This window comes from Anabaena sp. CCY 9402-a (genome assembly GCF_963920945.1).
GTDB classification, from domain to species: domain Bacteria; phylum Cyanobacteriota; class Cyanobacteriia; order Cyanobacteriales; family Nostocaceae; genus Trichormus; species Trichormus minutissimus.
The window spans coordinates 34,358-46,473 of sequence record NZ_CAWUDL010000029.1 but is presented as its reverse complement, the minus strand read 5'-3'; the positions used below and the strand labels follow the sequence as shown (position 1 = coordinate 46,473).

The 12,116-nt window shown below is 41.6% G+C and carries 10 protein-coding genes and 1 pseudogene; 4 read left to right on the top strand and 7 right to left on the bottom strand.

Features of this window, described 5'->3' with window-relative positions; translation table 11 throughout:
* Positions 1-50: 50 nt before the first annotated feature.
* The 4 genes from ACM0OR_RS12800 to ACM0OR_RS12785 all read right to left on the bottom strand — a co-directional run bounded on the left by ACM0OR_RS12800 (position 51) and on the right by ACM0OR_RS12785 (position 5,144).
* The gene (locus ACM0OR_RS12800) at positions 51-506 is read right to left on the bottom strand and encodes a response regulator (RefSeq protein ID WP_414576518.1); all 456 of its coding nucleotides are present in this window, start codon (positions 504-506) and stop codon (positions 51-53) included.
* A 160-nt stretch (positions 507-666) separates the two neighbouring features.
* Complete coding sequence (locus tag ACM0OR_RS12795) at positions 667-1,173, bottom strand: response regulator (protein WP_323266296.1); 507 nt, start codon at positions 1,171-1,173, stop codon at positions 667-669.
* 446 nt (positions 1,174-1,619) lie between these two features.
* Positions 1,620-3,932 (bottom strand): NACHT C-terminal helical domain 2-containing protein, encoded by a 2,313-nt coding sequence (locus ACM0OR_RS12790; RefSeq protein WP_414576517.1) that lies wholly within the window; start codon positions 3,930-3,932, stop codon positions 1,620-1,622.
* A gap of 555 nt (positions 3,933-4,487) precedes the next feature.
* Positions 4,488-5,144 (bottom strand): bifunctional 4-hydroxy-2-oxoglutarate aldolase/2-dehydro-3-deoxy-phosphogluconate aldolase, encoded by a 657-nt coding sequence (locus ACM0OR_RS12785; protein WP_414576516.1) that lies wholly within the window; start codon positions 5,142-5,144, stop codon positions 4,488-4,490.
* Positions 5,145-5,385: 241 nt separating this feature from the next.
* On the opposite strand from ACM0OR_RS12785, the gene ACM0OR_RS12780 reads away from it, so the two are divergent.
* The 4 genes from ACM0OR_RS12780 to ACM0OR_RS12765 are packed head-to-tail and all read left to right on the top strand — an operon-like array spanning position 5,386 to position 8,695.
* The gene (locus ACM0OR_RS12780) at positions 5,386-6,732 is read left to right on the top strand and encodes an erythromycin esterase family protein (protein ID WP_414576514.1); all 1,347 of its coding nucleotides are present in this window, start codon (positions 5,386-5,388) and stop codon (positions 6,730-6,732) included.
* A 50-nt stretch (positions 6,733-6,782) separates the two neighbouring features.
* On the top strand, positions 6,783-7,358 hold the full coding sequence (locus ACM0OR_RS12775; protein ID WP_414576513.1) for an HdeD family acid-resistance protein: 576 nt from the start codon (positions 6,783-6,785) through the stop codon (positions 7,356-7,358).
* A 42-nt stretch (positions 7,359-7,400) separates the two neighbouring features.
* On the top strand, positions 7,401-8,366 hold the full coding sequence (locus ACM0OR_RS12770; RefSeq protein WP_414576511.1) for a DnaJ C-terminal domain-containing protein: 966 nt from the start codon (positions 7,401-7,403) through the stop codon (positions 8,364-8,366).
* Positions 8,363-8,695 carry a chaperone modulator CbpM gene (locus tag ACM0OR_RS12765; RefSeq protein WP_414576510.1) on the top strand — a complete coding sequence of 111 codons (333 nt, stop codon included), beginning with the start codon at positions 8,363-8,365 and terminating at the stop codon, positions 8,693-8,695. The genes ACM0OR_RS12770 and ACM0OR_RS12765 overlap by 4 nt, the downstream gene beginning before the upstream one ends.
* 2 nt (positions 8,696-8,697) lie before the next feature.
* Here the strand turns inward: ACM0OR_RS12765 and ACM0OR_RS12760 are convergent, their stop codons facing one another.
* The 3 genes and pseudogenes from ACM0OR_RS12760 to ACM0OR_RS12750 all read right to left on the bottom strand — a co-directional run bounded on the left by ACM0OR_RS12760 (position 8,698) and on the right by ACM0OR_RS12750 (position 11,844).
* A complete protein-coding gene (locus ACM0OR_RS12760; protein ID WP_414576508.1) occupies positions 8,698-9,111 on the bottom strand; it encodes a heavy metal-responsive transcriptional regulator in 414 nt (137 codons plus the stop codon).
* Between the two features lie 46 nt (positions 9,112-9,157).
* On the bottom strand, positions 9,158-9,385 hold the full coding sequence (locus ACM0OR_RS12755; protein ID WP_323268901.1) for a hypothetical protein: 228 nt from the start codon (positions 9,383-9,385) through the stop codon (positions 9,158-9,160).
* Positions 9,386-9,398: 13 nt separating this feature from the next.
* A pseudogene (locus tag ACM0OR_RS12750) lies at positions 9,399-11,844 on the bottom strand (heavy metal translocating P-type ATPase).
* Positions 11,845-12,116 lie beyond the last annotated feature (272 nt).

Sequence of the window (12,116 nt, the reverse complement as noted above, 5' to 3'; positions counted from 1 at the left end):
AGAGTAGTTAATTCAGCCCAAGAATCACCGCACTTTTAGGGCGGTGAGTGTCAAAGTGGACTACTTTTACCAGAGTGTTGCAGCAATTTTGCTATTTCTGTGACTAACTTATCCACGGTCGAAGGCTTTTGGAGATAAGTTTGAAACCCAGACTCACGAGCCTTCTGATCTACCTTATCTTTGACATTGCCAGTAAAAGCGATCGCTGGAATTTCTCTTTTTTGAGGAGGCGTAAGCGTTCTGACTTTCTGTATTAACCAATAGCCGTCTTCTCCTGGCATATTAATATCGCTAATTAAAAGATCCACGGGGAATTGTTTAATCATCTCCAAGGCAGATATAGCTGATAATGCCGTCAGCACTTGAATACCATAGGCTTCAAGAATATCAGTAATTAATACCAGGATATCTTGATCATTATCTACTGCGAGGATTGTAAATCCTTTCAAGACAGCTAAGTCTCTTATATCGTTTCTAATATTTGCAATTTCAAAATTTTGGGGCATATATATAGGATTAATATTTGATTTTTGAACAAAAAATAAAGTGCATTAAAGGATGTTAAAAAAGTATTTGCTAAACTACCAGGGACTTTTTTAACATCCTCTTAGCCTTTAACGTAACTCACCCTGAAAATAGCTACTATTCCTCATGATTTTTATGTATTTATGCAACCTCTGCTTCTAGCACTAAGACATCTTTAACTGCCATCAAATTACTACATCGTTTTTCTATCACAGAAACTGATGAATTATTTTCGTTAGACAATACTAAGTTATTAATGATTAAAATCAATTGATCAAGATCGATTGGTTTCAGTAAATATCTTTCAAACTCTATCTCTGGAATTGTGGTGATACTACTTCTGGTACACGTTGAAGTAACAATAATTGGAATATGATTCCCATTGTCTGCTTCCATAGCATTTAATTTGTTAAGCAATGTATAAATACTTTCACCTAAAAAAGTAATTTCACAAATTATCATGTTGGGAACAAACCAACTGAGAATTTCTAAAGCTTCTTTGATAGAACCAGATGCTATGACATTTGCACCAAAATCTTCGAGAAAGATACTATATAGCACTCCACTATCGAGATCGTTATCTACAACTAGTATTTGCACACCTTTGAGGATCTCAACCTCAGAAGTACCAGCAATCGTTAAATTCATAACAAAACCTGCGATTAGTATTTAAGCACACAATGGGGTTGAAACAACTGTAATTACAAGGAGGATGAATAATTGGGTATTTGCATCAACAGCAGGGGAAAATAACTGAAAATGGTGCAGATGGAATGTTCTGTTTCCATAGTAAAATTTTGTGTTGTTTGATTTGGTGCATGAATTGATTGATAACAACAAAAACTGATATACAATAGTTATAAATACCAAATCATCCAGTCTTTTTCTCCATTTCTATGACGATACGTCGCAAATAAAGCTACGGTTTAAACTAAGTGGAAAGTTTACCATCAGGTGCAGATGAAATATTCTATCCTTTGTACTATAAATTGGGACTGTTTCATTTCGTGAATGAGTTGATTAATTACGAAATAAAATGTAGTTAAAAAATTATTTTTGCCATACAAACATCTTTGAGGAGTTAAGCAAGAGAGCTATTGCCATTCCCTATCCTCAAGTTCCTTCTGAGGCAATAATAATGTGGCTTCAATTTCCTGCCTAATAGCAGCCGTCACTTCACAATTGCTATGCAGACAATCGAGTAGTAGCTGATTGGCATCGTAGTAGCGTTGCAGCACTTGCTGTTGCTCAAGGCTAAACTCCCACTGGTGATTAATATTGCGATAGTTCATGACCGTCATTTTTAACTGTTCAGCCCAGGCTGAGTAACTCGTTTGACACCATAGCCGAAACCGTTCTTGATTTTGACGAGAATTTGGTAATTGGTCTGAGAGTTGTTGCAGGGATTTATAGAGTCCAATATCTAGAACAATACCCAGAATGTTCGAGAGAGCATCGCCACAGACGTGGATGTGGGCAAAGTCCTGACTCTTATCAATTGCACACTCCACTAGGAGGTTATCTAATGCTGCATCGAGAAACATCCCTTGATCAAGGCTGCTGGCTAAAGCAAAGTGAGGAGCTACGCGAGGATTCTGACTCAAGCCCAGGTAAAATGCTCGAATTGTCGCATCTTTTGGTTGGGCGGGAATAGTACGGGATTTTTGGCTAGCCCAGGTCAAAAACTCTTGTAGATAAGGGTCTTGGGCAACTAGTGCATCAATCTGTTGCTTCATCAACTGCACCAAAGAGTCTGCACTCCGCAGCATGGTAGCTGTCAACAAGAAAATTTCGCGCCAGTGCGGGTCAGTGATGTGACTGACTAGGCCTCCCATTGCTTGCTCTAATGCCTCTAGGTTATGGCTAGCAACGATTTTTCTCGCTGTGAAGTATTCTTGAAACGCCAGATATGAAAAAGAGAAAATTCCCCGCGCCCGTTCTGCAAGTAGCCCATGTTGGGCTTCAATGGCCTTCAGTGCTGCTTCACTTTCTATTTGCAGTTCCTCTGCATCCATTGGTAGGTTTGTCAGATTCTGAATGTAGTCACCAATATATTGCTCAACGATGCGTTGCTCAAAAAAATACTGACCTTGTTCAAATGTCACGGCTGCAATCTGACTCAATAATTTGAGCTTTTGGGGTAATAAAAACCCCCGGTAAACTTCATCCCGTTCAACACCTCTGGCTTCATCCCATTTACCCAACAGCAGGTCTAGACCTTGCTTATAAAAGTCAGTGCGCTTAGTCGGAAATTTTTCTTGACCGTGAAACACCCAGCAGGCAAGATGCAGAAATAGGGGTGTGACGACAAGTTGGCGAAATTGCCAGTTTTCATCTAAGTCCAGCTTCTGAATAAACTCAACGGACTGGGATTGACCATCTTGAGCGTTAGTCTTGGTAAAAGCCACAAACCATTTTTGAGCGAAGGCTCGGATTTGTTCTGAGGTAAATGGGGCAATTTCAACATCGGTAAAGCCTCGGAGTCTGAGTCTTTGAGCTGCTGTTCGACAGGTCGCTACAAACTGATTTTTGTGATACTTATCTGAAAATCTGCGAATTTCACTTAACAGAGCATTACTTTGTTGGTGAAGAACTTCATCCATCCCATCAAGCAAAAGTAATACTCTGCCGGCATTTAGTAAGGTTTCTATGATTGAGAGATCGGTAATGCCAGATGAGACAAACTCTTGGTGGATATAGTTTAATAGGTTGAACTCGTTAGTCAACTTAGACTCTTGGGCAAAATTTTTCAGGGTGATGAAGATTGGCACTTGATTCTCTGCAAATGCGCCTTGGTTACACTGAATAGCGAGATGTTGCAAAAAGGTGGTTTTACCTACCCCTGGTTTGCCAAGTACCCTGAGCTTGGAGTATGTTGCAACTGCCCGTATACCGGGTATATGTTTTTGGTCAACCTCACCTAAACCAAAACGGTCAAATTCTTTGGGATCAAGGTTTTGCAGATCAGTAATTTCTAACGACTGAAAGCTGGCAATTTCCTCCAAAATATTCACATCAATATATATGTCATCGATCGCAACAGGACGGCTGATATCCAATAACTGCAAAATACCGCACTGGTCTTGAATTTTGTCGAAGCGAGACGATCGCACTTGCTGCACTAATGTCTCAATATCCAGGACAGGGGGCTGGGTGAGTTCTTCTCGTTCAACAAATTCTGCTGGGGGATTAGTTGCAATCTCCCGCCAATTCAGTTCCAACACCGTACAAATTTCCATAAAGGTATGACGCTCAACCGGACGACCACTGAAAAACCGCCAAATTGGTTGTCTAGTCTTGATGTTGACTTCTTCTGCTAGATTCTCTTGTGTCCACCCCTTGCGAGCGAATGCTTTTTTAGCCTCTTGAATCCCACTGATTGATGCTTGTAGCGATCGCTTGACCATAGGACAAAAACTTAATCATAAAATCAACAAATTAAAGTTTTATTAACATCTTTAATCTTAGAGTTTTTTCTGTGATAGAAAATTTCTCTTGATTAAAATTATACAAAATTCAAGAGATACTCTCAATTTTTTTTAACATTTGTGGCAAAATCAAACGTTATACATTGATCTTATACATCTTAATCTGGAGATAAGACTTAAATTCAAACATTGATATGTAATGCTATAGAAGTAGATATGTCAGATGACTTATAAATACTTACTTACTAAAAAAGTATAGTTGCATCAATAAACATCACTTCAATATATTTTTTGTATTCAGAAAGTTTTTATCTGAAATCTGGCTAATTTTTATCTATTATATTTGTGCTTAGAATGTTAATAATAAATCTGAGTTTATTATCAATTAGAAAAATACATAAAATTATTGAAATATCTGAATTATTTTATGTATCAAGGGGATCTGGAAGAATCGACGTACTTAAATCAATATGAAGCATTATCGAAATATTTTTAAACAGTGTGCAAACTTTTGAGAACTCACTAATGAACTCCTCAGAAACCGCGACTTAAGCCGGCTTCAGCTAAATTTTGCAGTAACTCACTAGCCAATTGTGCGATCGCCTGCCAATTTCTTTCTATGACTAAATGTTTGGGAAATAACTCCCCACTCAACCCAACAGCAACCGCACCAGCTTGGATCAGTTCTTGAGCATTTTCTAGGGTGACTCCCCCAGTGGGAATTAAGGGAATATGACCGAGTGGGGCTTGCAAACTCTTAATGTAGCTAGCACCTCCCACCGCTTGCACAGGAAAGACTTTCACACAGCTAGCACCATAAGACCACGCCATAATAATTTCTGTCGGGGTGAGTGCGCCAGGGATAATTGGTATGTCTTGAGCTACGGCGGCTTGAATCATCGCAGGATCAACGTGAGGCGTGAAGAGAAATTGCGCCCCAACGGCGATCGCCTCTTGCAACTGCTGTACATTAAATAATGTCCCCGTCCCAATGGTACATTCGGGTAATTTGCTGCGTAGATGCGTAATTAATTCGCCGGCGCGATCGCTATTCCAGGTAATTTCAATCAGTTTCATCCCCCCATCAGCTACAGCCAAAGCCATTTCCAGTCCTAATTCCAGCTTTGGTGCGCGAATAACTGCAAGCGATCGCTGTTGTTGCAACTGTGATAACCAAACCTGATTAGACATTTCAATATTTCCCAAAGTTTCTGGCTGTTTTAAGGATGCAGAATTTGCATTTTAGCTGTTCATCCCCCAGATAGATCAAGGCATCAAACCTCATGCGTCAATAGCTAGATGGAAGATGAGGGGGAAATATTTACGCTGAGTTTAAACAGGCCAAGAATATATCCCCAGAAGCGCAAAACTGTATCATTCTTGGCTTAAAGAAGATACAGGGTTAAAAAAGCAGTGCTTCTTTGTAAATCCTATGGTAGACACAACTATAACTAACGTAGTTGAGGCATTGCGTGAGTCTGCATACCAAATCACAGGTACAGCCACCGACTACGATCCATTGATTAATTTAATTGGGAATGCTCGTTTTGTCTTGATTGGTGAAGCTTCCCACGGAACTCATGAATTTTATGAGCAACGGATTGAAATTACTAAACGACTAATTCAAGAGCAGGGTTTTACAGCCGTCGCCATAGAAGCAGACTGGCCTGATGCTTATCGTGTCAATCGCTATATTCAAGGCGTAAGTGAAGATCCCACACCAGCAGAAGCACTTGCAGGTTTCCAACGCTTCCCTACTTGGATGTGGCGCAATACAGATGTTTTGAATTTTGTCAATTGGTTGCGTGAATACAACGACAATTTACCAGACAATGCGATTAAGATTGGTTTCTATGGGTTAGACCTGTACAGTATGTATGCTTCGATGGAAGCAGTAATCAACTACCTTGATCAAGTAGATCCCCAAGCAGCCCAACGCGCCCGTTACCGTTATTCTTGCTTTGATCATTTTGGGGAAGATAGCCAGCAATATGGTTATACAACCAGTTTTGGATTAACTAAATCCTGTGAGCAAGAAGTAGTCAGCCAACTACTGGAACTACAACAACGATCTGCCGAGTACATCCATAAAGATCATCAACTAGCAGCAGATGAGTTTTTCTCTGCTATGCAGAACGCTCGATTAGTTAAAAATGCCGAAGCTTACTATCGCTCAATGTTTAGTGGGCGAGTTTCATCATGGAATATTCGCGATCGCCATATGGCAGAAATGCTAGAACAGCTAGTTGACCATTTAGATCAACGAGGAACACCCAGCAAAGTCGTTGTTTGGGAACATAATTCCCACCTAGGAGACGCAAGAGCCACCGACATGGGAAAATTGGGGGAAGTGAATGTGGGTCAATTAGTACGCGATCGCTACGGACAAGATGCAGTGTTAATTGGTTTTAGCACCTACACAGGTACAGTCACAGCCGCTTCTGATTGGGGGGGAACAACGGAGCTTAAGCAAGTACGCTCCGCCTTAGCAGGCAGTTATGAAGCCCTATTCCATCAAACAGGAATACCGCAATTTTTACTCCTGCTGCGGGGTGAAAATCCGGCTATTGCCAGTCTTAGAGAACCCAGATTAGAAAGAGCAATAGGTGTCATTTACCAACCCGAAACCGAGCGTATCAGTCACTATTTTTATGCTTGTCTACCGGATCAATTTGATGCGGTGATTCACATTGATGATACTAGGGGAGTCGAACCCCTAGACAGGACTGCTTACTGGGAAATGGGCGAAGCACCAGAGACTTTTCCTTCGGCTCTTTAGATAGGGATTGGGAAAAGATAATTTCTGCCAACTACATAAATTATGAAGCAATGAGAAATAACTTTGATCCAATGAGAATGGGAAACCGCCTAGCAAGGAACTGGTGGACATTGGCTTTGCGGGGAACACTAGCTATTCTCTTTGGTTTAATAGCACTATTTTGGCCGGGAATTACTATTACGGCCTTAGTATTGCTCTTTGCTGCCTTTTTGGTGGTGGGAGGAATTTTATTAGCGATCGCAGCATTTAAAGACCGTCTTGATGATACTAATGCTTGGCTAATGTTAGTTGAAGGTGCAGTAGGGATCATTGTAGGCATTTTAGCCTTTATCTGGCCGGGCATTACTTTCTTATTGTTGCTTTATCTTATTGCTGCTTGGGCAATTATCACTGGTATTTTTGAGATGATTGCCGCCTTTCAGTTGCGAAGGGCAATTGAGAATGAATGGCTGCTAGTAATAGCCGGAGTTGCTTCATTCTTCTTTGGTGTACTGTTAGCGATTTGGCCGCTAGCTGGAGCAGTAGCCATTGTCTGGATTATTGGTATTTATGCCCTTGTCTTTGGAGTATTACTATTAGCTCTTTCTTTCCGATTACGTAATTGGAGTTATCAACGCAGACTGTGAAGAATTTTAGATTTTAGATTTTGGATTTTGAATTGATTAGATATGCCAACGGCGACAGACTTTAAAGATTATTACGCAATTATCGGTGTAGACAAAAATGCTACACCAGAGGAAATTAAACGAGCATACCGCAAACTTGCCCGTAAGTATCACCCTGACTTAAATCCTGGAGATCAGCAGGCTGAAACACGCTTTAAAGAAATCAATGAAGCCAATGAGGTACTTTCTGACCCTGAGAAGCGGAAAAAGTATGACCAATTTGGACAATATTGGCATCAAGCCAGCCAAGGTGCTGCACCTCCACCTAGAGACGCGGGTGTGGGCGTGGAAGGCTTTGATTTTGACCAATATGGTGATTTTGATTCCTTTATTAATGACTTATTAGGTCGCTTTGGTGGTGCAGGTAGAACTAGAGGTAGAACCTATACTTACCGTACCCCCACAGGTGAACCAACTGGATTTACAAGTCCGCCTGCGGATACAGAAGCTGCGATCGCTCTTAATTTCTCAGAAGCCTTTCACGGTGTACAAAAGCGGCTGCAATTAGATAATGAAGTTATTAACGTCCGAATCCCACCAGGTGCTAAACCAGGTAGCCGGATTCGCATTCAAGGCAAAGGTCATCCTAGTCCATTTTCCCAGCAACGGGGAGACTTGTACTTGACTATTGAAGTTTTACCGCATCCCTTTTTCAAATTTGCAGACGATAATATCCTTTGTGAAATCCCCATTCGTCCTGATGAAGCTGTATTAGGCGCACAAATTCAAGTACCTACTCCTGATGGCAGTGTCACAATGAAAATACCGCCAGGAGTGCGTTCTGGGCAATCTCTCAGATTACGTGGTCAAGGTTGGAGACAGCCCCAAGGCCGAAGAACCGACTTGATAGTAAAATTACAAATTGTTCCTCCCAAGGATATTAGCCCCATTGAACGGGAAGCCTACGAAACTATTCAAGCCAATACCAGTTTTGACCCCCGCGCCCAATTGCAGGAGGTAAGATTATGACAGAGTTTAGCCTGTCTCAAGTAGTTGTCTCACAAGAGGGAGAACAGCTTTACTCTTTTGAATATGCTGCAACAGTCACGGAAACATCTACCACTTTAGTAGAAAGTTTTGCCCAGTTAGGATTAATTGAACCCATAGGAGTTATGCTCAGTCGGCGTGATATTACTCGCATTGCTCAAATCCAACGCCTACGCCATGATTTAGGACTGAATTTAGTAGGAGCAGCAATGGTTCTAGACATGGCGCAGGAAATTGCTAATTTACGCGCTCAAAACCAAGTATACCAATCACTATTGGACACAATACTAGATATCAAAACCCAGAAATAGGCTCAATCTTTTTCAAGAATGGGGCAAATTGTAGTGTGAGCATTATCAGGTTTGATTTCCCAACCTGAAAGTAGTCCTTCTAACTCTTGTTTGAGAATTAGTAATTGTCGAATTTGTTCATCAATGTCTTTTACTTTATCTTCTAACTTAGTTTTTATATGTTCACAAGGCAATTCTCCAGCATCATGAACTTGCAAAAACTCTTTAATTTCTGATAATGTCAAACCCAAACTTTGAGCGCGTTTAATAAAGTGTAAACGAGCTAAAACATCAGGATTAAATAATCTAAACCCACCCTCAGTTCTGCCTGATGATTTGAGTAAACCAAGTTCTTCATAGTAACGAATAGTTTTAATCGGAACGCTACTTTCCTTGGCGACTAAACCAATCAGTTTTGATTCTTCTTGGACTAACATAATACTGTGACCCTTGATATCAGCATTTATCTTAATTATAAAGTTTTTAGGACTTAGGTTTACTCAAAATAAACCACCATAATTCCAACCCAATTAACCCAAGTCCACCGATTGTCACAGCAGCTTTGATTGGTAGTGATTGTTCAATCTGGCGGAATTGAGTTGTTGACACTTCATGGTTATGATTTATTTCTGCGAGGGCTTGATTGTTAGCTAAACTAAACATCAATCCCCAAGTTACTAAACTGGCAAGAATTATTTTTCTATTCAACATTTTAGTCTTGCTCCTATAGAATTGCTTTAGGCTGAAATTTACGCAGACGTAGGGCATTAGTGACTACTGACACCGAACTAAATGCCATTGCTGCACCGGCAATAATAGGGTTAAGTAACCACCCGAAGATAGGAAAGAGAATACCAGCCGCAATAGGAATGCCCGCAACGTTGTAAATGAAGGCGAAAAATAGGTTTTGTCGAATGTTGTGTATTGTGGCGCGGCTGAGTTGAATAGCTGTGACAATACCTTGCAAATCACCAGAGATTAGAGTAATGTCACTAGCAGCGATCGCAACATCTGTACCAGTCCCAATTGCAATGCCCACATCAGCTTGAGCCAAAGCTGGCGCGTCATTTATCCCATCACCAACCATTGCCACAATTGAGTGCTGAGTGCTGAGTGCTGAGTGCTGAGTGCTGAGTGCTGAGTGCTGAGTGCTGAGTTGTGTTAGCGGTAGCGCGGCGTTTAGCCGGTTGTGAGTTGTGAGTGGGCATTGTATTTTTCTCCCCCTGCTTCCCCTGCTCCCCCTGCCCCCTGCCCCCTGCTCCCCCTGCTCCCCTTCTCCCCTGCTTCTCCATTTGCAGAGACTTAATCACCTCTGCCTTTTGCTCAGGGCGGACTTCTGCTAACACGCGCTTGATACCAACTTCACGGGCGATGCTTTCAGCTGTGCGGCGGTTGTCGCCTGTTAGCATTATGACTTCTAAGCCGAGTTTTTGTAACGCTTTCACCGCTTGAACAGAAGTAGGTTTAATAGCATCAGCAATTCCCATCAATGCTTGAATTTCTCCGTCTACTGCTAGCCAAACGGCTGTTTTGCCTAAGTATTCCAAACGTTCTTTATCTTGTTGCAAAGCTTGGGTGTTAATTCCCAATTCTTCCATCCAGCGTTGTGTACCAATTTGGACAAGATTTTCACTCACAATACCTTGCACACCACTCCCTGCAACTGCTGCAAAATCCCTGACTTCTGCTAATTCGACTTCCTGAGATTGGGCGTATCTTACTACGGCTTCTGCTAGCGGGTGTTCGGAATTGCGTTCTACCGCTGCGGCTAGTTGCAATAGCTTGATTTCGTTGCTGTTAGCTGTGCCGTTAACTGTCAAAAAATCAGTAACGGTGGGTTTTCCTTGGGTAATTGTGCCTGTTTTGTCTAAAACAATGGTTTGAATTTTGTGTGCCAGTTCTAAACTTTCAGCACCTTTAATTAAAATACCGTTTTCTGCACCTTTACCTGTACCCACCATCACAGATGTTGGTGTGGCTAAACCCAAAGCACAGGGACAAGCGATAATTAACACCCCGACGGTGGTCATCAACGCCAGGGTGATATTACCCGTGCTGTTAAACCAAATTATAAAGGTAAGAATAGCGATCGCAATCACTGCCGGCACAAACCAACCTGTAACTTGGTCTGCTAGTCTTTGAATAGGAGCTTTTGAACCTTGTGCTTGCTGCACTAACTGCACAATCTGCGCCAGTACGGTATCCTTACCTACCCGTGTAGCTCGAAATTGGAAACTTCCAGTTTTATTGATAGTCGCGCCAATTACCTCATCCCCTGGCTGCTTTTTCACAGGTAAACTTTCCCCTGTCACCATCGCTTCATCAACTGTAGATGCACCGTTAATTACTTCCCCATCCACAGGAATCTTTTCCCCAGGACGGACTAGCACCACGTCACTAATCTGCACTTGGGCAATTGGCACATCTATTTCTTTTCCATTGCGAATCAACCGCGCTGTTTTAGCTTGTAATCCAATTAGCTTGCGGATGGCTTCTGAGGTTTGACTTTTAGCACGATGTTCAAATAATCGTCCTAACAAAATTAAGGTGATGACAATCACAGCAGTTTCATAATATACATCTGCCATCAACCCCTGACTGATGAAAAAGCTAGGAAATATCGTAGCAAAGAGGGAATAAAAATATGCTGCACTTGTACCTAAAGCTATCAATGTATCCATTGTGGCGTTATGACGTTTGAAAGCTTTCCAGGCGTTGAGATAGAATTTTTGACCACACCAGAACTGTACAGGTGTAGTTAAGATGAATTGCAGCCAAGGGTTATGCAGCCATGTAGGAATAAAAGGTAGGTGTAAACTTGTCATCATTGGTAGTGAACCAATTAGCAGCACAATACTAATGATTCCTCCCACTATTAGCTTCTGCTGTAAATCGCGGGACTCTCGCTGGCGATGTCTCTTGTCCTCATCATCTTCCCCTGTCATCAGGGTTTGTTCCTGCAATGGGTAAGCAGAGTAACCGGCTGCACTCACTGCACCTTGAATAGTTTGTAAATCCGTAGTTTTGGCATCATATTTGATTGTTGCCTGTTCTACCCCAAAGTTAACGCTACATTCCTCAACCCCAGGAACGGCAAGAATAGCATCTTCAATATTTTTGGCACAAGCCGCGCAACTCATACCGCGCAGTTTTAATGTGGCATTATCCATAATTAGTAACCCCATTAACAAGGGATGCTGACAACTAACTTCATCTTTAATCCTCCAGTCAACTGGAGAGTCAAGTAGTTATCAGCAAACTTTTTTCTTCTTTGTCAGGGGATTGAGGCGAGAATGTCTAAACTCCAGTTGTTACCTATCACCTATCACCTGTCACCTATCACCAAGTTACACTTCTTCACATATCTGCAATGTGGAATCATGTTTTGCCGTAACCTGATAATGATAGGACTGGCAATTATTGAGAGAAGAGATTCACAAAG